Below are 21,686 nucleotides of genomic sequence, written 5' to 3'. Positions count from 1 at the left end.
TGTAAATAAAGATTTCTGAATAAAATTAAAATTCTCTAACTTTACTCAAGAGTTACCAATTGCCCTGTTATGACATCCCGAAATTTGATCGACGAAAGGGCACTGCTTTCCCAGTTTCAAAGCGGTGATAAACTGGCTTTTGATCGGATTTTCACAATGTTTCACTCTTCATTGGTATTTTTCGCAGATAGGTTACTTCTGAATATCGGAATGGAAATTTCCAAGGATATTGTACTAGATATATTTCTGAAGCTATATGACAGAAGGGAAGGATTTGAAACCATGTCAAATATCAAAGCTTTCCTTTATATTTCAGTACGAAACAGCTGTATCAAAACTATTGAAAAGCAGAAAGTAAATCAGAAGCGGTTTGATTTGTATACGAAGAATTTGGATGAGTTTGACAAAAATGTACTGGATAACATTGTTCAGACCGAAGTATATGAAGAGCTCTATCGAGCGATTGATCTGTTGCCTGAACCATATCGGCTTATCATGGGCAGGCTTGTCAGCGGCGATACGCCAAAAGAGATATCCGAAGAGCTCGGTATCCCTGTCAGTACAATAAATACCCAAAAATCAAGAGCGCTTACAATTTTAAAAAAATCCCTCTCAGGTGCTGGAATTGCACTTTTAATAATTTATTCATAATTTTTTAACTTTTTTGAGACAACAAATAGGCATTTCCGGTTTCTATTTAAAATGAAACCAATGGAAGAGCACAGAATCCTTGAGGAGTTAAAGATTGTTCCGCTTCTAACGAAGTTTGTCAGAGGGGAGGATCTGACCATCCTTGAAGAGAAAACGATTGAGATCTGGCTCAACGCGAGCAGTGCGAACCGTACTTTCTTTGAGCAATTACAAGATAAGGAGCACGTTGCTCGGGAACTTCTAAAAAGGGATGCTGCAGGTGCTACGACTTCCTCAGAACTTCTAAAATTACATGGTCGCTTAAAACAACGTCAATCCCGTTACAGACGGATCACTATCTGGACTGCGGCTGCTTCGATATTGTTGTTTTTTTCGCTTACCATACTTCTTTACAGATATTATCAGTCCAGAAATGTTAGTGATGAAAAAGTTGATGTGGCAATGGCTGACATTGATCCAGGAAAGGATCAGGCGACACTGACTTTTGACGATGGGAGAGTTATCGACCTTGATGGTAAAACAGTAAAAATTGATGCAGATGGTACTACCTACGTTGATGGGAAAACTGTTTCACAGGCTTCTGTGCAATATGCGACGCTCACGACACCCCGAAAAGGACAGTACAAAACGGTATTAGCGGATGGTACACAGGTCTGGTTGAATGCCGAATCAAAGTTAAAATATCCTACAAAGTTTACGGGAAAAGAAAGGTCAGTAGAGCTTCAGGGAGAGGGGTACTTTGAAGTAACGCACAAGCCAGATAAACCTTTCATTGTTATATCAGGAGATCAGAAATTGAAAGTCCTAGGGACAAAATTCAACATAAATTCTTATGACAATGAACCTGCAATCATTACTACTTTGGTAAGTGGAAGTGTTGTACTCACGAGTAAACAGGATGATAAACCAGTCCTATTGCAACCAGGGCAGCAAGGGAAGTTAACAGCACAATCATCCGTATTTACCATCAATAATGTGGATACCGAAGCGTTCACGGCCTGGACTGTGAGTGATTTTCAATTTGACGGTACTTCGTTGAAAGAGGTTTTTAGGCAGCTTGAACGCTGGTATGATATTGATGTGGACTTTAGCACTATTCCAGATACCAAAGTTGTCGGAACCATCAACAGGGAGAAAAAACTGTCAAGCGTGCTACATACACTTGAAAAAATTACAGATTTACAATTTAAAGTTACGGGAAGGAGGGTCCAGATCAAAAATTAAAGAATTATAGTTTCATATGTTGGCCCAAAAAAAGATGCCGGAGTGTTAGCGCACTCCGGCGATTGGGTCTATATCGAAGTTTTGAGCAACTAAAATACTATTTAACCCTATACAAATCTATGAAAAAACATGATTTTTCCAAGAAGGAAAATATCCCTCCGTCGATGGAGATGTTTTCCAATCGGAGAAAACTTCTGCGCACTGGCATAAAGAGTACGTTATTCTTTATGCTACTTGCCAGCAGTACTGCGATAAAGGCGCAACAGATCAATCTCTCATTGCAGAGAGCGCCGCTATCTACTGCAATGTCCGAAATTCGGAAATCGACAAAATATGATTTTGCGTACAATAAAGATCTGCTCAAAAAGGTCAAGCCGATCACTGTTAATTTAAGAGGAGCCTCAATAGAGGAAACTTTAAAAGCTCTTTTTGCCGATCAACCCGTGACATACGAGATTGCGGACGGCATTATCATTTTAAAGGAAAAAAAGGTTTCAGATTCAAAAAAAAAGGAAACAATAAAAGGCAGGATCGTCGATGAACATGGTAATCCGCTTGCAGGTGCTACGGTACAGGTAAAGGGAACCAACTTTGTCACAACTTCTGATGGTTCAGGTTTTTTTGAGATACCAGATGAATTTTCAGGATCGGAACTACTGATATCCTATTTGGGATATGGACGTATTGAGGTAGCTACTAAAAATGCAGGCAGCATTGTGCTGACAACAAATGACAACCGGATCGAAGAGGTGAGTGTTGTCGCCAGTGGGTATCAGTCCATTCCAAAGGAAAGAGCAACAGGTTCTTTTTCCAAAGTCGATAATGCGACCTTTAACCGTCAGGTTTCAACAGATGTTATCAGTAGACTAAAGGGTATAGCACCATCAATATTATTTGACGAGCGTTCAGGTTCTCCGAAGCTTACTATCAGGGGACAGGCTACTATATTTGGAAACGATCAACCGCTGATTGTTGTCGATAATTTTCCGTATGAAGGGGACATCAACAATATCAATCCGAACGATATTGAGGATATTGACATTTTGAAAGATGCTGCCGCAGCTTCCATTTGGGGCGTAAGGGCTGGTAATTGTGTGATCGTGATTAAAACTAAAAAAGGACGAGCAGACCAACCGATGAATATTGGTTTTACCTCAAATGTTACCATAGGACAGAAACCGGACCTTAATTATATTCCACAGATCAAACCGACGGACTTCATTGATATTGAAAAGATGCTTTTTGACAAGGGTTTTTACAATACCATTATCAGTAATACTGCTGACAATCGTCCATATTCACCAGTTGTAAGTATTTTGAATTATCAGAAAAACGGGCTAATAACGGAACAGCAGGCAAACACACAGATTGATGCCCTACGCAGTGGCGATCTGAGAAGAGACATGAGTAAATACCTGTACCAGCAGAGTGTTAAACAGCAGTATGCCTTAAATTTAAACGGCGGTACAAATAAATATACCTACTATTTTTCAGCAGGATTTGATAAAAATCAAAATTCAGAAAAGGGTAACGACTTTAGCCGTGTTAGCCTTAACAGTAATCAGGTTTTCCGACCAATTGAAAAATTGGAGCTTTCGGCAGGGCTTTCCTATAACCAAAATAATCAATCTACATCCAATGTGATTTCCATGCTTAGTAATATGGGACAGGAGCAGATGTACCCATACGCGAGGTTAGTGGATGATCAAGGAAATTCCGCAATTATTACAAAAGATTATAGTAATGTATTAAAGCAGAAGGCTCTTTCAGATGGCTTACTTAATTGGGATTTTATTCCTCTTGAAGAACTAAATTATCAAGACAATAAGTTCAAACAATCTGAAATGCGCCTAAATACTGCAATCAAGTACAATTTTCTTCCAATTTTATCTGCAGAAGTAAGATTCCAATATGAAAATCAACAAGGTAGAATAAGAAATTATTATGATCAGGATAGCTATTTTATGCGAGATCAGATTAATCAATATACAACATTTTCCAATGGTGTAATAAAACGTAATATACCTCTAGGGGGTAAGCTTGATAATACTAACAGTGAATTAAATTCTCTTAATGGTCGTTTCCAGCTGAATTTTGACCAAAGGTGGAATAAACATCAGGTAAATGCAATAGCGGGATTTGAGGTTAGGGAAACAAAAACCAATGGCCTCTCGAATAGTCTTTATGGTTTTGATCCAACGGTAGGTTCAAGCATCGCAGTGGATTATGTGAATGAATTTCCATTATATGGAACGAGCTTTACCAACCTTATTCCGCAAGGTAATGATTATTCAGAAACGCTAAATCGATTGCGATCTTATTATATCAATGCAGGTTATAATTATGACCTACGCTATGTTTTATCTGCAAGTGCAAGGATTGATCAATCTAATCTTTTTGGAGTAAGAACAAATCAAAAATCTGTACCGCTTTGGTCCGTTGGTGGAAAATGGAATATTAGCAAAGAAAAATTTTATGATGTAAAATGGCTTCCAAATTTAAGTTTAAGATCAACATTTGGTTATAGTGGTAACGTGGATAGATCTATAACAGCCTATACAACCGCAATGATTACATACAGTAGTTTTAATCGTCTTCCTGCGGCAACATTACTAAATCCTCCTAACAAAAATTTAAGATGGGAAAAAAACAGAATGTGGAATATTGGAATAGATTTCGGAACAAAAAATAATCGTTTTACTGGAAGTATCGAGTACTATAACCGAAAAGGTGACGATTTGATTGGCAACGGAGCAATCGATCCAACTACTGGTTTTTCATCTTATAGAGGAAATGTTGCAGATATGTCAGGAAATGGAATAGACGTCGAGCTTAATTCCAATAATATCAATGGGAAGCTTAAATGGAATACGACAGCTCTGTTTTCAATTGCCAAAAATAAAATCACAGCATATCAACGCCCAACCTCGTTAAGTAATTTTCTAAGCGATAACAGTGTTTATAGAAATCCCTCAACGTATTCACCTGTTGTTGGTAGACCTTTGTTCGGTATTTACTCATATCCTTGGGCAGGGCTAGATCCACAAACCGGACAAGGGCGGGGTTACATTGATGGTCTTGCATCTACTGATTATTCAAAAATTATACAACAATTAGCATTAGATCCAGAACAAAATTTGATATACAATGGTAATGCACTACCACCATATTTTGGAGCACTTAGAAACACTTTCAATTATAATGGTATTGAGTTATCATTTAATATTACTTATCGTTTTGGTTATTACTTTAAAAGGAATAGTATAATGTATTCTGCATTATATAGCTACTATGGTTCACATGGAGATTTTTATAATAGATGGCAAAAACCAGGAGACGAACTCCAGACAAATGTTCCTGCAATGATTTATCCAGCGAATGTCCTTGCAGATACATACTATAAAGATTCTGAGATTCTAGTTGAAAAAGGTGATCATATTAGATTACAAGATATTGTCATTTCATACACTTTAAATAACAATATTTTGCAAAAAATGCATTTGAAATCCCTACGATTAACTTTCATTGCTAATAATTTAGGGATAATTTGGAAAGCAAATACTATTGATTTAGATCCTGATTTTCCTTTTACAAAATTACCCAAAAATTTTACTATTGGCTTGAATGCAAATTTTTAAAAGACAAATGATGAAAAAAATATTTATTATTCTACCAATTATTACTTGTTTATTGGGAATCAGCTGTTCTGAGAAATGGTTAGAAGATAAGCAAGATATTAAATTGATTGTTCCTGCTACCCTCACTGATTTAGACCTGCTTCTAAATGCTGATTTATTTCAATATGATGGTAGAGGTGGGATAGAAACCTCCTGTGACGATTATGAATTTACAACTGAACAGTATAATCAAATTTCTTTTGGTTTTGATAGGGATTTTATCATATGGAAAAAAGAAAGAGATTATGAGAACTTGGATCTTGTTCAACAAAATGAGTGGAAATGTGCATACGGCCAAATTCAGGTTTGTAACGTGGTTCTGAAGCAATTAATTCCTATTAACAGAAATAGTTCTAATAAAATGGAGTATGATCGTATAAAGGGTACGGCTTTATATCATCGAGCGAAGCAATTTCTAAATATGGCTATGACTTTTAGTAAAAATTATGAACAAAGTACAGCTAATACTGACTTAGGAATACCAATTAAGCTCGATGATGATATTGATGAAAATGTCAAACGGGCAACAGTGGAGCAGACTTATCAACAGATTATTCAAGACTTACGACAATCTGCACAGAGTCTTCCTATGACACAACCTGATTACACAAAGGTCGCCAAATCAGGTGCTTTCGCACTTTTAGCAAGAGCGTACCTTTTTATGAACAATTTTAATGACGCTAAAAGTGCAGCTGATTCGTCGTTGAAATATAATTCCTTTGTTCAAGATTTCAATCAGATTACTAATACTTCTGCTAATCGACCTTTAAATATTCAGTCAAAAGAAATTCATGTTAGAGGTGTGATGGTTAAATCGTCAAGTAATCCTACCACCGGCCGTATTAATACGATGCTTTATAATCAATACACCAATGATGATTTACGGAAGGTACTTTTTTTCAGAAATGAAGCGGACGGAAAAGTCACATTCAAAGGTAGTTTTTTAAGTAGTCTTTTCACAGGAACGACTACTGGTGAGGTGCTTTTAATTCTTGCAGAGGCGAAGGCTAGACTAAATGACACCAAAGGATCGTTGGAAGCCCTCAATAAATTAGCAATTAACCGATATAAAAAAGATAACTTTGTTCCTTTTTCTGCTTCAAGTAATACAAATGCTTTAGATATTATTCTTAAAGAAAGAAGAAAAGAGCTGTTAGCAAGAGGGTTGAGATGGCAAGATTTGAAAAGGCTAAATATAGATCCAAAATACGCGGTAAACTTGACTAGAACTATTGGAACGGCAATATACACATTGCCTGCCAATGATCCCCGATATGTTTTGCCAATACCTCAATTCGTGATCAATTTTAATCATATCGAACAAAACCAATATTGAAAATGAAAAAACAAATTCTTCTAATAATATTGTCCTGTTTTTGTTTAAGTATACACTGTCAAAATAGGACAAAAATAACTGGTTTTCTCACTGACTATACTGGACAAAAAGCAGATGTTGAGTTAAACGTATTTTATCCGCGAGTAATTGGGCAAGGGCATAGAGTTGTTTACAATACTTCAAGTTCAAAAGGATATTTTGAATATGATTTGGATCTTGTTGAGCCCGTAGCAATAAGTGTTTCTCTGAATGGAAAAACTATGTTTTTTCCTGGAAGTTATTCTATTATTATCAATCCTGGAGATAGTATTCATATTGAAATTCCAGATGCGAAAAAATTAGGTATTATGGACCTTAAATTTTCAGGGAGAGGAAGTGAAAAAGTTATTTTTCAGAAAGCAATCGTTGCTGCAAAACTTGCACTGTACAAAAAAGATCCTGATTATAAAAACCAAACATTAGAGTATAAATTTAAAAGTACCGATCAAAAATTGAGTGCAATTGATTCTGTCTGGAAACATTATAAAGGAAATATTCAAAAAAGTGATAGAGACCTAATTAGAGCAGCAGAGTATGATCCAATATTAGACATGCTTATTTATTCATCAATGAATAGTAGTAGCGATTCTTTGAAACTTTTATTCAGTAGGTATGTGGTAAAAAGAAATAGGGTAAAACCGTTTTTAATTGATAATGTCATCCACTATAGCGGTCTAACCGTTCTGAGAGATTTTATTTTGCTTTGTGAATTTAATAATCCTATAAAACATGGTGGTGTTGGTATTAGAAAAGAAAACCCTGTGGAATATTGTAAATTAGTTATTAAACATTTAAGTAAATATCCGGCAGCAAAAGAATACTTACTTTCGGATCTTGCATTAAATGTTTTTAGCAATGAGCAGGATAGTGAAAATACAAGATCGATTTATCAATTGTATTCTGATAATGTAAATCAATCATCTCCTTTTTACGGTACTGTTATGGATAGCTACCAAATCGTTATGTCTCGATTAAAAAAGGGAATGCCTTTCTATCCTTTTGTTTTGGTGGATTCTACTGGGAGAAAAAATCAATTAAAAGATTTTAAAGGGAAAGTTGTTATTCTTGATTTCTGGTTTAACGGTTGTGGTGGTTGTAGGCAAATTGCTCCGATTATGGAAGAACTGGAAAAGGAATACAAGGATAAGAATATTAAATTTATTTCTGTCAGTATAGATAGTGATAAAGACATATGGTTGAAGGGGATAGGAAAATATTCCAGTAAAAGTTCTTTACAACTTTTTACGGAAGGTCTGGAGACAAAGCATCCGCTAGTTAAATTTCTAAATCCTAGAGGTTATCCGTTTTTGATAGCTATCGATCCGGAAGGGAAACTTATTGGTCCTCCACCAGATCCGCGTAGGGATGTTGCCACATTTAAAAGATTCATCAACGCAAACCTTTAAAATAAAAACTACCTTAGAAAAAGGTAGTTTTTATTTTGAGATCTTGTGCCAACAAGTATTTTCAATAAATTTCCTGATAGTTCCCCTGTTATTTTATTATACTCCTGACAACATATTTGACTACCTTCATCTATACAATAATGTTCTCCTGTAATTGGTCCACCTCCAGTGCTATCTGGATTTACATAAAATTCACCGTATTGGTGGATGACGTTTAGGCCAACCGTAGAAAATGATAAAACTGTCGCAATGGAATTTAAGATTTTTTATGTATTGTATAATTATAAACCTGTAAAGAACTATAGTTCTGTATAAAAATGATGAAACTGCCTGTTATGGCAGTTTCATTATTTTTCTAATTACGCGGACCTTTATGCATTTTGCTTGCATTTCCTGTAGGTAATCCGGTTGATGTGTCATACTCCTGTGAACATAAGATTTGTGTCTCATCCTGGCATGTATTTTCACCACTAACTTGTGGTCCTCGTGAACCGTCAGGATTCACGTAAAATTCTTGTAAAGCTAATTTTGCACTGCTACTTGCCGGCGCAAAAGAGAAAGCTGCGAAACTTCCGATTGCAATTGCTGCAACTCCTAATGTAATTCTTAGTGATTTCATGATGTTTGGTGCTTTTATAAATCAAAAAGCTAAACTTTGGTTAGTTTTTTGCCTACTCTTTGTTCAGGTTTTCGGCGTCTCCTGTTTGGTTATTAGTTTAGTTATAAGTGGTCTGAACACTATTGTGTGGGGCTCGCTTTAGCGAAAAAAAAGTGATCAGACCAATAATGTTAATTGCCACGGCAATGAAATTAAAATACAGTTGGTCGTTCCAATTCATTCCTTTGAACACTGCAATACATGAGCATGGGATGGTCGGTGCAAATTTTAAAATGTAAATTAAATAAGCAGTATAAAGGATCAGGACAGAAAGGGAAGTTAATAATCCCAATCTTCTCCAGTTCTTGTTTAATAGTAGTATGACAATCCCGAGGTGTACAGCCTGTAAAATATAAGGTAGGATAGCCCCTCCTGCAGATAGGAGGTAAGCACCTCTTATCTGTCTATTGAATGTGTCGAAATCAAAGATTTTACTGGCGAACGTGTACGCCCATACAAGAATGAGGATAAATATGATCAGTTCTGAAATGATGTTCTTAATTCTCATGATGTGGTTATTTGATGGTTGTCATAAATGCCATAACTGGTCGTATGCATTTTCGAGGATTTAAATCTATTTTCAAAATTTCTATTTCATCAAATTTAGAATGCATTTTGTCTGAAATGCAAGAACTTGTTGTCTCAGAATGCAAATGCACACTGTATTAGAAAAAATTCACACTTAATGTTTCCATTGATCTTTATCTTTTGGTGGTGGATCTTTGATCTCATTTCCGTCGGCGTCAAAACTTAAGTTTGACGTCGTTTGCAAAGTGTCATTCTCTGTTTTTAAATAGAGCTTTTGCTGATTTTCTTTTTCTGCCAGACTGTTTTCTTCTGGCACTATTTCCATTTCATCCTGTCTGCAAGATTGTAATGTGCAAAGGCTGAAAAGGATTATCGATATTGAGATAACCGTTGTTTTTTTCATTGTAAAATTTTTTAGATTATCTCGGCCGAGACGTGGTTGAATTCTGTGGTCCAAATTATCAGTCTTTGGGATAGGTTAAAACAACTTGTGGTCTCAGTTATCAAATGCACACCAATGAATTACCCACTGCAGCAGATGTAAATAATTGAAAAAAAGTCACCTAATATTTTTGAAAAAAAATGTGGTATTGGGGGCATTTTTGAAGTGTATTAGAAACCATTCACATGTATTAGAACGCAAATTCACACTTGCAATTTTGATGTTTAATTTCGTAATGCGTTGATATATAGTTTGCTAATTTGTAAAACGCTTTTTCACGTAGCGATGAATTTGACGTGTGTGGTATATGAGAAATTTTCTTAATTTTATAGTAATACTTAGCCATGAACCGCCCACAAATTCATTTTTTATCAATCATATTACTTTTTCTGTGCGAATTGCTGTTTGCCCAGCAAGAAAAGCTGAGCGATTTTTATCTCATCCAACGTCAATACGAGAACCTTCCGGAAAATGATGCAGCAGCACTTCCGCTGGTAGGAAAGCTTATCCAAAAGGCAAAATCGGAGAATGATCATACGCAGCTGTTTCTTGGTTATAAGGACGCCCGCTATTACTCGGCTGATCCGCAGATTAAACTGAAATATGCAGACAGTGCCATATATGTTGCAAAGGCAATTAGGAACGATAGTTTATTGAGCAGTGCGTACATGAGTAAAGGAGTGGTTTATTACTTTTATCTCAAAAAATATAAGCTCGCCCTAAATGAATATTTGAAAGCTTTTGAGAAGAATAAAAGCAATAAAGATCCATATTACAGAAACAAACTTAATTACCACATAGGAGTTGTTAAAAGCTATATAGGTTATTATAAGGAGGCTCTTAATAATTTTGAGGAGGGCAGAGCTTTTTTTGAGGGTGAGATCGAGAAGTATCAGCACCCAAATTTGATGTATGGGAATCAAAGAGGGTATTTGAATACGATCCATCAAATGATCGTATGTTACCGCAAACTGGATGATAATAAAAAGGCTGATTCGCTGATAGCGGTAGGGCTTGCAGGATCATCGAAAAATGCGGATTACAAGCAGGAACACAGTTATTTCCTCAAAGAAGAGGGCATTCGTGAATTCCGAAACAAGCATTATGGCAATGCGGTCAAAATGTTGAACAATTCTTTAGCAGCGCTTATCCAGGTCAATGACTTCGCGTGGTTGACAGTATCATACTCGTACCTTGGCAGAGCCAAGTGGGAGCAGGGAAATATCAGAGAAGCGATCAGGGATTTTGAAAAGATAGATTCAATTTTCGTAAAGCATAATTTTGTTCTGCCGGAAGTAAGACATATATATGTCGATCTGATAAATTATTATGCAGATAATAAAGACAGTGCAAAATCATTATACTATACCAGACAGCTTCTTAAAGTCGATAAAATTCTTGAAGAGGATTTCGTTTATCTGTCTTCAAAAATCCATCATGAGTATGATGCTGATAAACTTTTACAGGAGAAGGACAAATTACAGCGTATATCCTGGATTAGAGGAACTGTTTATGTGATTCTATTATTTATTTTTTCCTTTGGAGCGTTTTATCTGCTTTTAAGGCTGAGATCAAGAAAGACGGTTATTGGTCGGAATAGCATTTTAGGGATTAACCTCGCAGGTGGTACCTTAAATATGGAAGAGGAAGGAGCATTCAGGATGCGAACGTACAGGAAAACCGATATAGGAAATGGTATTGTTGAGGATGTTCTTCGGAAGCTGAGTGAATTTGAAGCAAATCACGAATATCTTAATGAGCATATCAAGCTCAAATCAATTGCCAAAAGTTTTGGTGTAAACCACAATTATCTATCCGAAATTATTCAGGCACATCGGGGCGCAAATTTTCATCTATATCTCTGCGAGTTGCGGATTTCCTACATTACTAAGAAACTTGACACCGATAAAGAATACCATAAGTATACCAGTGACACACTCTCAAAAATGTGTGGAATTTCATCAAGGACTAATTTTTCAAAAGTATTCCAGCAGATAAATGGTATGAGTTTTACACAATATCTACACAAAGTCAAATCTGAACTGGGTAGCGCTCCTATATCCGTAAATGAATAAAATTCGCAATTTACCTTACGGATTTCCGTAATTATCCTTATATTATATATAATATATTTAGCCTCTTATGAAAGATCAATGCACTATCACATGGACTGGTCGTGTTGTGAAGGAACCAATACCCCGTCATTTTGAACTTTTTGAATATGTAGGAACGGACGAATTAGGACAGCCGATCAAAGTTTACGTATATAGGGTTGAAAAAATTGAAAAGGATAAGGAGCAGCTTCAAAATAGACCTATATAAATAGCCTATTGCTGTCAATTAACTCCAATATTTTGGATTGAAATCATTGATAGATAGGGGATAGTAAAATTACGACACTTTTCAAAAAAGTGGGTAAATCATTTTGCCGTGATTTTTCAATATACTATATTGCAAAACCAAAATCACATTGATTTATGAAAAAGAATATATATTTATTTAGTATAGACGTGCAACCCTGCACATAGAATGGAGTTTCAATCCTATTGAAATTTGTACGAATTCATCTCAGTACAGTCACTTAATTCCTTTATCCCAAATAAGGAAAAAAATAGATCGGACGACGTAGCTGAACAAAAAGTCTCACCGCGCTCAGGGAGAATATCACCGTAATTATATAAATGAAAAAATAGATATGTATGTTTCAGAAAGACATGGATCATATAGATTCGCCAATAGGAGGAGGAGAAAGTAGCAGTTCAACTACTGTTTTTTCTTCACAGCCTGAGAATGCAGGGGCAAAGACTTTTTTTGATAAGCCAATGCAGGATAACGAAAGGTCACTTACTAAAGGGAAGCTATGGAAGAACCAGCCTACTTCAAAAATTTATAATGCTGGAGCGATTTCGGAAAATGAAGTAAATGGGTTGAACAGGCTGGTGAAGCTTGAAATCGTGGTTGAAGGCGCCACCATTCGATTCTTCAAGCATTTCAAGCTTGCACAGAGTGCAGTAAAGCACCATACCTTTGAATTGACCTTAGCACACGACACATTGGGCGATGCTGAAAACCATAATCTGGAAGAGGCTCAAAATTTCCTTGGAAAACGGATTACCGTTGTTTTCAGATATAAAGATGTAGAAGAAAGCCCTGAAAGAAATTTTGTAGGGGTTGTGACTGAGGTCGGTTTCAGTCAGGATCAGGGAAGTTTGGGTAATATAGTCCTTATTGGTGAAAGCCCGACAATTTTGTTGGACGCTGCACCGCATACCCAAAGTTTTGGGGGAAGTCAGGAAATTAGTCTCAATAGTATCGCACAGCAAGTTATAAACGAAGGACTTGATCCAAATAAGTTTGATTTCAGGGTTGATGCGAACTACGGGAACATAAGTTACAGTTCGCAATATGAGGAAACGCACTATAACTATTTGGGGCGGATGGCGGAGGCTTATGGAGAACAGTTCTTCTATGATGGAGAGGTATTGCATTTCGGAAAGCTTCCGCCAGCTGAAAACCCTGTAAAGTTAGTATACGGCAGGAATCTCAGTGATGTGAAAATAAGGATGAAAGCCCAGCATGTCAAGCCTTCTTTCTACGGTTACAATAGCCGTAAGAATGAGAAATTGACCGGAGGAGATCCAGCTATTAAACATACTTCAGATATCGCTCAGCGAGCCTATGAAATCTCTGCTAACACTTTTAAAACTCCTTCATTGCGTATAGCACCGATAAAGGCAAATTCATTTTTGGATGTTGAAGCTTCACAGAAGGGTACTGCTGGCAGCAAGGCTGCGGAGGTATTTGTTACTACCGGAATATCCACTGTACCGTTCCTCTATCCGGGTTGTATAGCGGACATTGAAATGCGAAAAGCAGAAACCAGCGAGACGTCATATTTTACCCGATTGTTATTAACGGAGGTCTTACATGAAGTTGATGCAAGGGGATACTATAGCGGGCGTTTTGAGGCTATAGCCGCGGATTCGGGTTATATCCCCCGACCAGAATTTATTGCCCCAAAAGCTGAACCGCAATTTGGAAAGGTGGTATCCAATACAGATCCATTAAACCAGGGAAGAGTTCAGGTTCAATTCGACTGGCAACAGGGGACGGATTGCTCCGAGTTTATCCGGGTCATGTCACCTGATGCAGGAAGCAGTGATGATGTGAAAACGAATAGGGGCTTTATGTCAGTTCCGGAGGTAGGAGATCAGGTGATGGTAAATTTCGTCTACCAGCATCCTGACCGACCTTTTGTGATGGGTGGTCTTTTTCACGGTGGCATTGGAGCTGGTGGAGGAACAGGAAACAATATTATGTCTTTTAGTGGAAGGAGTGGAACAGAACTAAAATATGATAATGGTGCAGGTTCAATAAATCTTAAAGACAAAGGTGGCGCAAATATGTATTTTGACGGGACGGGCAACGCGACTACTGATGCTAATTTAAATCATGTTGTCAATGCTGGCAGTACAAGTTCCATCAATGTAGGTGCAAAAGAAAACAGTCCTGCGACTTCGGTTTTTGAAATGGATGATGAGGGTAATATCAATTTTAAGGGAAAAAAGAGCCTAACAATTACTATCGGAAACAGTTCTCTGAAAATGAAAGAAGACGGTACAATCAGCTTGACCGGAAAGGACATCACTGTTACAGGAAGCAACAATCTGGCGATAAATGCTACGCCCTCTGAAAAGGGAGGTGGTTCAGGTACGATCGACATCACGGCCAAAGGAGGTGATATTACGATCAGCAATGACAAAAATATAAATGTGAAAGGTGGAATTGAAGTTAAATTGACCTAAAATGGAATATCTAAAAGACCAGGCGATTCTGGATTGTGACAAGGGCTTACTGACATCAACGTTGATTGTTACTTCCAATCCGAAGATCAAGCTCCGGGAGGGAAAGTTTGCAACTGATAAAGACAATGTTGCAGGATTGAATATCCCTCATTTTGGATTGTGCGCACTGAAAGGAATCTGCCGTTTAAATCTTGAACTTTCAGGTGTTCCATTGACTTGGATCAAGGCTGTACCAAAGATCAAAATATTGGATAAAAAACCATTATCAGACGTATCAAAATGTATATGTCCCTATGGTGGTATTATAAGCTGTAAGAACTCAGGACAACTATAAAAAAAAAATTATGGAGTTAGCAATAGCAGGTGGAGCAAGTGGTTTTTTTGCAAGCGCAACCACCGCAGGTACTTCGATGTCGTGGAATCCTATCGGATGGATAATTCTGGCAGTTGTTGCGATTGCTGCAATCTGGTATTTCTGGGACGATATATGTGATTTTTTCTCTGCTGTAGGCAATGCAGTAGCGGAAACAGCAAAAGTGATCTGGGAATTTGTTTCCAGTCCAGCTATACCTGCTCCGCCTCCAGCAATAGATGAGGATCTGCCAAAACCAGTACCTCCTCCAATAGACATACCCCTGGATAAACCCGTTACAGTTCCGATAGCACCGCCGATTGCAGTTCCACAGGTAAAGCCTCGAACAAGAAGGCGTGAGAAAGATATTTATAATGTTTATGACCTTCATGTGGGAACAGCCGGACTAATGCGTAATTACACGTTTGGAGCTGGGTTCGTAAATCAATTCATGATGAGTGGAGCAATCTGGAAATATGGATTAACTTCTTTTAAGTCGGTTTATGCAAGATATTTAGTAATTTTCCAATTATATCATGGTGATAAAGATGAATATATTTTAAATAATCTATCTTCAGGAAAATTATTACCTTATGAGTGGTATTTGCAGAATGTGAACTATGCTACAGCCAACGCTGAGGAAGTTTCTTTGATCGATGCATATACGGCAACGCATGGTAAGCTACCTCCTGGTAATACTTTTAGGGGTTAGTTTTTTACACAATTATAAAATTTGAATAATGAATGAGCAAGAAATAGAGAAGTTATTGCAGAAAATTAGCAATCAAAAAATGTTTGGTGAAACAGAAAAAGCAATCGCCAACTTACATATTTTAAATAATGAGTTCCCGAAAGAAAAGAAGTACTTAGCACTTTTAGCAAGTTCTTACCTTGATGCCGATTCCGTGGAAGTGGCGGAGGAATATTGCGCAAAGGCACTGGAAATAGATCCTAGTTATCCGGAGATATTTGAGCTCAAAGGTCTTATTGCAGAGAAGAGGGGCGATGATGAACTGGCCGAAAAATACTATAAGGAATCCATTTCAACGGGCAGTCCCTTTAAAATGGGGCATCTTAGGCTTGTATTATTATATTACAAACTGGAAAAATATGAAGATGCAATAAAGGAAGCTGAATATCTGCTTGCCAATTTTGATATAGGGAGGAATGAGTATTCGGCCGATGAGCAACGTCAAATTTTTGCCCAATGGCTATCGTTTGCGTATAATAGGCTCTATTCGTCCCTTATACGAATTGGTCAATATGAAAAGGCAGCTAATAAAATCAAAGAATTTATTGCTTTCAGAGCTAACTATGTAAATGATCCATATCAGTTCCTTACCGAAGATGAGATCCTGTTTAAACTGTACCATGCCTTAAACGATGAAGAAAAAATGAAGGAGATGGAAGAAAAGATGCTTAACCACTATATGCTTCCTGAAAGTATGATAGATTCGATGAAGAAAGATGCACAGCAGGGGTATTTGGAAAGTGCAAACCCCGAAAATTATGCCGTATAAACAGTAAATTATAGGATGGCCATCATCCGCCGTTAAATCATGTCCGATCTATTGAACGCAGTGGAATATAGATTTTCATTTCACAAAAAGAGTTCTTATAAAGGTAAATCGTTATTCAATATAGAATCCTCCGGTACATTCACATTAGAAAAAGTGGATGGTGATAAAGCAGAATCGAATTTTACCTTTACCAATCTTAGTTATAAAAGCAGCAACACGAACGATCCTTTATTGTTCAGTCCTGTCGAATGGAAGTATTCCCGCGATTTAGGGATTGCTGCAATTATCAATAAAAAGAATTTTAAACCCAAGTGGAACCGTTTTAGGGATAAACATCGTAATCCATCAAACAGAGTTCTATTGATGGTCATTGAAAAATTATATTTCAATTCACCATTAGGGATGGAACATGATACCTTTTCAAATGGTGTCTATTTACCTTTCTTTATAGATTCCAATGGCACTTATACTGAGGGCGAAAATTACAGGGGGCTGCAATATTTGTCAATGCCACTGGATATACCCTTGGATACTGTATTTGTCTGCAAAAAAGCGGATGAAAGGGAAATATTGCTCGAAGGCTGGGTTACGTTAAACGAACAGTTTCTTGATAACCTACTTCTTGATCAGGGGTTTAGGAGTAAAGTGAAGGATTACCATGTATCCAGAGACTTTTCCATAGATTCCAAAATAATTGTTATTAAAGATACCGTTGCTGACGTAGTTAAACAGATAAGTTTCAGTTTAACTGTTAAAGGTGAGCAGGATCTTTTGGAGGAAATTACTTATGAGGTCCACACAGATTTTGATAGCTATGAAGGAAATGTACACAAGATCTTCGAAGGGAAAAAATATACACTTGAAGAGTGGGAGGAATTTGAGCGTGACCGGAAAAGACCAGGAAGGAACTTTTCTTTATTAGACGGGGATTGATTTCACGAAAAATGATATGACATAATTTCTCTGTTTAATTATAAAATTCGATTTCTGAATTATTTAACTTATAAAGAATATAAAACGATAAAAAACATATCTGCGAAGCTAACTGGGATACTATGTATCCCACAAATAACCCGCAACGGCTGTCGAAGCGGGGATAGCGTAGAAGGTTACAGCCGTTGCAGCCGATTTTCGCGCCAAAAGCCGAAGGCTTTTGGCCGCCGGCAGTTTTTTCAACTGCCGACGGTAATGGGTTGTGATTTAAAATTTTTCAGATTGAGAAAAAATCCACGGTTTTCTGTCATACCGTCCTTTAGCAGGTTCCATAAAAGCGATGCCCCCAAGTGCGCAATGGTACTATTGATGAAAAGATCCTGTTTTTCAAGTGATTCCGCCAGTGAACAGCTCGGGGTATCATCTTGCTCTTCCGAGGTTTGCATAGCTGTACCATACTCCTCAATAATAGATGGTAGGTTTTCAAATGTTTTGAACTTCTTTGAGGTCGGCTGATCTATGTTTCCGATAGTTGAAAGTATGCCCTGTCCTGAAAATTTGGTGTTTCCGAGGTCTAGCCAATACTTTGCTTTGTCCCTGTGGTAACCATAATCTTTGGCTAACTTCTGCAATATCTTGTTTATTTCAGTTCTTGATGCAACCGTATCTGTACAGGATACGTAAATTGATGCGCTTGAATAGTCGGGTATTTGTCCATCGGCATTACGCTCGAATTTTCTTGTTTCCGCTTTCCAGTTTGTTCCAGCCCACCTATTAAGCCTATTGATGATAGCTTGCGATTTATAAAGATTCCGTTCCGATTCAGCAAACCGTTGCCGTCCTATATTGGAAGCTGTAATAATATCATCGTCCCACAGGTGTACGTCCAATCCTGGGTGGTCAAGTTCCATTAAGCTATGATTGATTTCCATGAGTGCGGTCATAAACTTGGAGCCTGTTCCGCCTGCACCGATAACATTTACACGGATGGGGTTTGTTGGACTTAACAGATAATTGTCCAAGAAGTGGATATTTTTCTTTGGCGTTCTCATAATAAAATGTCTTTAAGTTTTTGCGATGTTTTTACAAGCATTTCAGTAGGGAATAGTTTACCGTTATCAATCAGATTTTCCCACAGCATCACACAGTTTCCCTTAACAGGATTATGGTCAGACATAAGGTGTGAAAAGTAGCTATTGAAAAAGTAGTTTTCCCATAATTTCATCAGCTGGTCAATGGAACCAGTTTCAGCAGTTGAAATATCCACAGTCCCCATGCATACGGAGCCATCCGCATAGACGTTAAAATATGGTGCGTTGTAAAGCGGTGTATTGATTGTGGGCTTTCTCGATGTTGAAAGTGCAAAAACTTTCAGCGTTTCCCTGTCTGCAACCCATACCATTGGAGGAGTATGTGCTTTTCCCGACTTTATTCCAAGATGGCTACTAAAGTGCAGATCCCGAAACTGTGCTTTTGTGTACCAGACAATGGTAGCGGATTTAGCATCGAAAGATAGCAGGTTGCTGTTAAGGATGCCACTGGATTTTAAAAGGTTAAGATTTTCTTCATCCACCTGTAAAGCTGTCGCAAGTCTTTTGCCCTCGTTCACAGATAGGGGATGCGGATTGATGGGTATACCATTTTCCATGTCAAAATATTCGACATACGTTTCATTAAAGCCTGTCTTACACTGATAAAACACCAATGCGCAGGTAGGGTCAAAATAATTTGCGAAGCTGTTGGTTATATCTTCCATGAGTTCTATTTTTTAAAAGTTATGTTCCTGCCATAGCTGAATGAGCCTGTCAATATTGTCAAATACCTTTGTTTCAAAATCGAAATCATTATTTTCTATTTTTCTGTTATCAAAGGGAATAAACCGTGTCGGTTCGTCTATCTCCGAAAATTCCTGCAGGTCGCCATTTACAAAATCGCAAAGCGTGTGAAAAAGGCTTCCTTCGATTGAAGCGCAGAATGAAACGTAGTTGTCAAGGGTGACAGGGCGTTCGGATTCTTCGGTCATTTCCCTGTACCGTAATGGAAAATATTTCCGATCAATGCGGACATTTGGATAGGTGGTAAAGAGTTCATAAAATGAACTGGCTATCGAATGAACATCTTTTTCAAATTCAATTTTTGGTTTAAATCTTTGTAATAGCTTTTTAAAAGACTGTAGATTCGTAGGTTCTGTGATTAGTTCTTTTATATGATCTCCTATCAATTCTGCATCCTTGAACTCAGTTAAATATTCATCTGTATTTGAATCTTCCTCCTCATCGTCCAAATAGGAGTTTTCGAGCATATCGTACATGGAGTTCAGGTAGCAATCGTCATTTCTGTAATAGGGAACAGCGAGTACCTGATAGATATATGCGTAAACACAGACCAAAAGTTTACTTGCTTTTACGGTTTTTCTATTGTGCAGGATTGTGTAAAGTGGAATCACAGGGATATAATATAGCGTACAACCTGTGTTGTATCTGTCCTCTTTGGCAAAAAATGTACACTTTCCATCATTGACCAATCTAATTTCCCGCCAGTCCTCGGTGCTAAGTTTAAGCTGTGTTTTCAGGTGTTCCAGTGATTCCGAAATATTGTACGGGTAGGGCAGACCTGCACAGTCCAGTTTAGTTACATTCAGTTTTTTTGAGATATTGGAGAGAGATTTAAAAAACTCCCTCTCCAATTTTGAACTGTCGTAATTTTCGCCAATTTCAGGTTCCTGCAATCTTGCATGGAATTGCATTCCTAAAAAGGCATTGGTAACATCGTGTGCGGAGCGGACTGCCGTCTGTCCTTGCGAATTTCTCCTGCATCCTTCGGACGTTTCATCCAGTTCCCGAACCCGCACAACTGGCGGTGAAGTTGTGACTGGCTTACTGCTGTGGGCAGTTTTACCGTTTGCGGATATTTCTTTTGCATGATTCATGGGTTTTGAATTTTAATTAACCTTTAGTTCCGATAACTGTCTCAAAGCGGTATTCCACAATGTCGTCCACAATTGTAGGACGTGAAATTTTTGCTGTTGTCAGGGCAGGGTAGTTGTTTGAATAAAAATTCAGTACCGCCTGAAGATTCCATTTTGGCTCGGGATCATCGAGCCTGATTTCATGTTCTTTTTCTTTGAGGATAAAAACTCGCTGAAGTGTTGTTGCTACTAACATAATATTGCATTTTAGGGGTTATATTCTTCTTGGTCGATCTTTTCCTGCTCATTTACCTGCTCTGCTTTCTGCTCGGAAGCTGACCAGAGATCGGGAACAAATTGCTTTTCGTACTCATCCTGTTTCTTTCGGATGTCTTCTTTATGCTCGGGATAATCACCGACTTTCGGTAGTGCCGTCCATGCATCCTTGTACTTCCCAACTTTGGAAAGGGCATCAGCTTTCAGTAGTGCTTCGCTATACTTTCTGCCCTTAGCTTTTTCCTTATCTGATTTCTGTTTTTCCATCGCAGAGTTAGCCTGAGCCGTTTCCAGTCCCTTTAGAAAATTTTGCATATTAGAAATCAGTCCGTCTGCCATCTGAACGGGTTTTTTGATATGTTCAAAGAATCCAAAATCCAGTTCTTCGGGACTTCCTTTCAGATTAAAAGGAGGAATGACATTTTTTGCCTTATCTGCGCAACCATCATTCTCGATCAAGATAGATACGAGTATCCTGTTTTCTGTTGCTTTTGTAATAGATAGCGTCAATTTGCTGTTGATGTCCATCTGTGCAATCTGTCTGAAAAAATTAGCTGTTTCCATAGTAGTTCATTGCTTTGTCGCTTACGCACTCAGTGATATATGATTCTGAAAAGCCCTGTTCCCGTAGGTAGTCTTCGTAGGCTTTCATTTCCCTTTTAAATTCCGCTGTACCTTCCTCTCCTGTGAGAAAAAGTTTATTTGCGGTTCCATTTTTCAGAGCCTTGGTAATGTCCCTGTATAGTTCCTTGATGTGTCTTCGCTGATCTGAAAGTTTACGGACTTCCATTGCGAACATTTGGTATCGTGAAAGAATATCTAAGAAAATGAACGCTTCCACTACATTCTGATTTTTATAGTTCTCTACAAACCTGTTATAGAGCCAGTCTGCGAACTTATATTTTGCCAGTATATCCATTTTTAAATATTT

At 37.6% G+C, this 21,686-nt stretch carries 20 protein-coding genes; 11 read left to right on the top strand and 9 right to left on the bottom strand.

Annotation, left to right across the window (positions count from 1 at the left end; genetic code table 11):
• Positions 1 to 69 precede the first annotated feature (69 nt).
• The 5 genes from ACMA47_RS24440 (at position 70) to ACMA47_RS24420 (ending at position 8,333) form a co-directional block, all read left to right on the top strand.
• Positions 70 to 651 (top strand): RNA polymerase sigma factor, encoded by a 582-nt coding sequence (locus tag ACMA47_RS24440; RefSeq protein WP_413931892.1) that lies wholly within the window; start codon positions 70 to 72, stop codon positions 649 to 651.
• Between the two features lie 441 nt (positions 652 to 1,092).
• Positions 1,093 to 1,875 (top strand): FecR family protein, encoded by a 783-nt coding sequence (locus tag ACMA47_RS24435; protein ID WP_413931891.1) that lies wholly within the window; start codon positions 1,093 to 1,095, stop codon positions 1,873 to 1,875.
• Positions 1,876 to 1,994: 119 nt separating this feature from the next.
• Positions 1,995 to 5,513, top strand: a complete 3,519-nt coding sequence (locus ACMA47_RS24430) for a SusC/RagA family TonB-linked outer membrane protein (RefSeq protein WP_413931890.1) — start codon at positions 1,995 to 1,997, stop codon at positions 5,511 to 5,513.
• A 7-nt stretch (positions 5,514 to 5,520) separates the two neighbouring features.
• Positions 5,521 to 6,888, top strand: a complete 1,368-nt coding sequence (locus ACMA47_RS24425; RefSeq protein ID WP_413931889.1) for a RagB/SusD family nutrient uptake outer membrane protein — start codon at positions 5,521 to 5,523, stop codon at positions 6,886 to 6,888.
• Positions 6,889 to 6,890: 2 nt separating this feature from the next.
• Positions 6,891 to 8,333 (top strand): TlpA family protein disulfide reductase, encoded by a 1,443-nt coding sequence (locus tag ACMA47_RS24420; RefSeq protein WP_413931888.1) that lies wholly within the window; start codon positions 6,891 to 6,893, stop codon positions 8,331 to 8,333.
• Positions 8,334 to 8,688: 355 nt separating this feature from the next.
• On the opposite strand, the gene ACMA47_RS24415 is transcribed toward ACMA47_RS24420, so the two are convergent.
• From ACMA47_RS24415 to ACMA47_RS24405, 3 genes are all read right to left on the bottom strand, one after another.
• Positions 8,689 to 8,952 carry a hypothetical protein gene (locus ACMA47_RS24415; RefSeq protein ID WP_413931887.1) on the bottom strand — a complete coding sequence of 88 codons (264 nt, stop codon included), beginning with the start codon at positions 8,950 to 8,952 and terminating at the stop codon, positions 8,689 to 8,691.
• Between the two features lie 97 nt (positions 8,953 to 9,049).
• Complete coding sequence (locus ACMA47_RS24410; RefSeq protein WP_413931886.1) at positions 9,050 to 9,499, bottom strand: MauE/DoxX family redox-associated membrane protein; 450 nt, start codon at positions 9,497 to 9,499, stop codon at positions 9,050 to 9,052.
• 174 nt (positions 9,500 to 9,673) lie between these two features.
• Complete coding sequence (locus ACMA47_RS24405) at positions 9,674 to 9,922, bottom strand: hypothetical protein (protein ID WP_240582264.1); 249 nt, start codon at positions 9,920 to 9,922, stop codon at positions 9,674 to 9,676.
• Positions 9,923 to 10,305: 383 nt separating this feature from the next.
• Between ACMA47_RS24405 and ACMA47_RS24400 the strand changes: the two genes are divergently transcribed.
• The 6 genes from ACMA47_RS24400 (at position 10,306) to ACMA47_RS24375 (ending at position 17,571) form a co-directional block, all read left to right on the top strand.
• On the top strand, positions 10,306 to 12,036 hold the full coding sequence (locus tag ACMA47_RS24400) for a helix-turn-helix domain-containing protein (RefSeq protein ID WP_413931885.1): 1,731 nt from the start codon (positions 10,306 to 10,308) through the stop codon (positions 12,034 to 12,036).
• A gap of 624 nt (positions 12,037 to 12,660) precedes the next feature.
• Positions 12,661 to 14,766, top strand: a complete 2,106-nt coding sequence (locus ACMA47_RS24395; protein ID WP_413931884.1) for a type VI secretion system Vgr family protein — start codon at positions 12,661 to 12,663, stop codon at positions 14,764 to 14,766.
• A 1-nt stretch (position 14,767) separates the two neighbouring features.
• Positions 14,768 to 15,100 carry a DUF4280 domain-containing protein gene (locus ACMA47_RS24390; protein WP_214588939.1) on the top strand — a complete coding sequence of 111 codons (333 nt, stop codon included), beginning with the start codon at positions 14,768 to 14,770 and terminating at the stop codon, positions 15,098 to 15,100.
• 10 nt (positions 15,101 to 15,110) lie between these two features.
• Positions 15,111 to 15,830 (top strand): hypothetical protein, encoded by a 720-nt coding sequence (locus ACMA47_RS24385; protein WP_413931883.1) that lies wholly within the window; start codon positions 15,111 to 15,113, stop codon positions 15,828 to 15,830.
• A gap of 28 nt (positions 15,831 to 15,858) precedes the next feature.
• Positions 15,859 to 16,638 (top strand): tetratricopeptide repeat protein, encoded by a 780-nt coding sequence (locus tag ACMA47_RS24380; protein ID WP_413931882.1) that lies wholly within the window; start codon positions 15,859 to 15,861, stop codon positions 16,636 to 16,638.
• Positions 16,639 to 16,677: 39 nt separating this feature from the next.
• Positions 16,678 to 17,571 (top strand): hypothetical protein, encoded by an 894-nt coding sequence (locus tag ACMA47_RS24375; protein WP_240582260.1) that lies wholly within the window; start codon positions 16,678 to 16,680, stop codon positions 17,569 to 17,571.
• Positions 17,572 to 17,810: 239 nt separating this feature from the next.
• Here ACMA47_RS24375 and ACMA47_RS24370 read toward each other — a convergent pair whose 3' ends face one another.
• The 6 genes from ACMA47_RS24370 to ACMA47_RS24345 are packed head-to-tail and all read right to left on the bottom strand — an operon-like array spanning position 17,811 to position 21,674.
• The gene (locus ACMA47_RS24370) at positions 17,811 to 18,623 is read right to left on the bottom strand and encodes a PRTRC system ThiF family protein (RefSeq protein WP_413931881.1); all 813 of its coding nucleotides are present in this window, start codon (positions 18,621 to 18,623) and stop codon (positions 17,811 to 17,813) included.
• Positions 18,620 to 19,327, bottom strand: a complete 708-nt coding sequence (locus ACMA47_RS24365; protein WP_240582258.1) for a prokaryotic E2 ligase family D protein — start codon at positions 19,325 to 19,327, stop codon at positions 18,620 to 18,622. Before ACMA47_RS24365 ends, ACMA47_RS24370 begins: the two co-directional genes overlap by 4 nt.
• A 12-nt stretch (positions 19,328 to 19,339) precedes the next feature.
• The gene (locus tag ACMA47_RS24360) at positions 19,340 to 20,500 is read right to left on the bottom strand and encodes a hypothetical protein (protein ID WP_413931880.1); all 1,161 of its coding nucleotides are present in this window, start codon (positions 20,498 to 20,500) and stop codon (positions 19,340 to 19,342) included.
• A 16-nt stretch (positions 20,501 to 20,516) separates the two neighbouring features.
• The gene (locus ACMA47_RS24355; protein ID WP_002981373.1) at positions 20,517 to 20,735 is read right to left on the bottom strand and encodes a PRTRC system protein C; all 219 of its coding nucleotides are present in this window, start codon (positions 20,733 to 20,735) and stop codon (positions 20,517 to 20,519) included.
• 11 nt (positions 20,736 to 20,746) lie between these two features.
• Positions 20,747 to 21,319 carry a PRTRC system protein E gene (locus tag ACMA47_RS24350; protein WP_413931879.1) on the bottom strand — a complete coding sequence of 191 codons (573 nt, stop codon included), beginning with the start codon at positions 21,317 to 21,319 and terminating at the stop codon, positions 20,747 to 20,749.
• On the bottom strand, positions 21,306 to 21,674 hold the full coding sequence (locus ACMA47_RS24345) for a hypothetical protein (RefSeq protein WP_413931878.1): 369 nt from the start codon (positions 21,672 to 21,674) through the stop codon (positions 21,306 to 21,308). Before ACMA47_RS24345 ends, ACMA47_RS24350 begins: the two co-directional genes overlap by 14 nt.
• Positions 21,675 to 21,686: the final 12 nt, after the last annotated feature.

Source organism: Chryseobacterium sp. T20, from assembly GCF_047345655.1.
In the GTDB taxonomy this organism is placed as follows: domain Bacteria; phylum Bacteroidota; class Bacteroidia; order Flavobacteriales; family Weeksellaceae; genus Chryseobacterium.
This window is presented reverse-complemented; position numbering and strand designations above follow the sequence as displayed.

Bases quoted from the DNA above. Each gene is read 5' to 3' on its own strand.
- ACMA47_RS24365 (WP_240582258.1), bottom strand. From the start codon at position 19,327: ATGGAAGATATAACCAACAGCTTCGCAAATTATTTTGACCCTACCTGC.
- ACMA47_RS24410 (WP_413931886.1), bottom strand. From the start codon at position 9,499: ATGAGAATTAAGAACATCATTTCAGAACTGATCATATTTATCCTCATT.
- ACMA47_RS24420 (WP_413931888.1), top strand. From the start codon at position 6,891: ATGAAAAAACAAATTCTTCTAATAATATTGTCCTGTTTTTGTTTAAGT.
- ACMA47_RS24425 (WP_413931889.1), top strand. From the start codon at position 5,521: ATGATGAAAAAAATATTTATTATTCTACCAATTATTACTTGTTTATTG.
- ACMA47_RS24370 (WP_413931881.1), bottom strand. From the start codon at position 18,623: ATGAGAACGCCAAAGAAAAATATCCACTTCTTGGACAATTATCTGTTA.
- ACMA47_RS24345 (WP_413931878.1), bottom strand. From the start codon at position 21,674: ATGGATATACTGGCAAAATATAAGTTCGCAGACTGGCTCTATAACAGG.
- ACMA47_RS24400 (WP_413931885.1), top strand. From the start codon at position 10,306: ATGAACCGCCCACAAATTCATTTTTTATCAATCATATTACTTTTTCTG.
- ACMA47_RS24405 (WP_240582264.1), bottom strand. From the start codon at position 9,922: ATGAAAAAAACAACGGTTATCTCAATATCGATAATCCTTTTCAGCCTT.
- ACMA47_RS24355 (WP_002981373.1), bottom strand. From the start codon at position 20,735: ATGTTAGTAGCAACAACACTTCAGCGAGTTTTTATCCTCAAAGAAAAA.
- ACMA47_RS24360 (WP_413931880.1), bottom strand. From the start codon at position 20,500: ATGAATCATGCAAAAGAAATATCCGCAAACGGTAAAACTGCCCACAGC.
- ACMA47_RS24435 (WP_413931891.1), top strand. From the start codon at position 1,093: ATGGCTGACATTGATCCAGGAAAGGATCAGGCGACACTGACTTTTGAC.
- ACMA47_RS24430 (WP_413931890.1), top strand. From the start codon at position 1,995: ATGAAAAAACATGATTTTTCCAAGAAGGAAAATATCCCTCCGTCGATG.
- ACMA47_RS24395 (WP_413931884.1), top strand. From the start codon at position 12,661: ATGTTTCAGAAAGACATGGATCATATAGATTCGCCAATAGGAGGAGGA.
- ACMA47_RS24375 (WP_240582260.1), top strand. From the start codon at position 16,678: ATGTCCGATCTATTGAACGCAGTGGAATATAGATTTTCATTTCACAAA.
- ACMA47_RS24380 (WP_413931882.1), top strand. From the start codon at position 15,859: ATGAATGAGCAAGAAATAGAGAAGTTATTGCAGAAAATTAGCAATCAA.
- ACMA47_RS24350 (WP_413931879.1), bottom strand. From the start codon at position 21,319: ATGGAAACAGCTAATTTTTTCAGACAGATTGCACAGATGGACATCAAC.
- ACMA47_RS24385 (WP_413931883.1), top strand. From the start codon at position 15,111: ATGGAGTTAGCAATAGCAGGTGGAGCAAGTGGTTTTTTTGCAAGCGCA.
- ACMA47_RS24440 (WP_413931892.1), top strand. From the start codon at position 70: ATGACATCCCGAAATTTGATCGACGAAAGGGCACTGCTTTCCCAGTTT.
- ACMA47_RS24390 (WP_214588939.1), top strand. From the start codon at position 14,768: ATGGAATATCTAAAAGACCAGGCGATTCTGGATTGTGACAAGGGCTTA.
- ACMA47_RS24415 (WP_413931887.1), bottom strand. From the start codon at position 8,952: ATGAAATCACTAAGAATTACATTAGGAGTTGCAGCAATTGCAATCGGA.